Source organism: Fructilactobacillus sp. X7R9C1 (genome assembly GCF_059901005.1).
Map to the genome: position 1 here is coordinate 1 of NZ_JBWXVG010000075.1, position 240 is coordinate 240.

Sequence of the window (240 nt, forward strand, 5' to 3'; positions counted from 1 at the left end):
AAGCTTGAAGTAGTTGCATACCAGTATTATCCAATGGACGTTGCGCAACCAACACAAATAACGTTAAACAATACAGCTAAAACGATTTTTGATTATCAACGTAATTTACAAAATAAGGCTTATAAAAATTTATTTAGCAAGACTAGTATGCTAATTAGTCAAAACGACGCTAAAATTAAAAGTTTAGATGGAACAGTTAATGGTATTAACGGTTCAATTAACGATGCACACAATCCTGCT

1 protein-coding gene is annotated in these 240 nt (G+C 31.7%); it reads left to right on the forward strand.

Features of this window, described 5'->3' with window-relative positions; all coding sequences use genetic code 11:
• Positions 1–33: 33 nt before the first annotated feature.
• A partial coding sequence (locus tag AC6UD0_RS07485; protein ID WP_500708726.1) for a hypothetical protein occupies positions 34–240 on the forward strand: 207 nt, incomplete at its 3' end.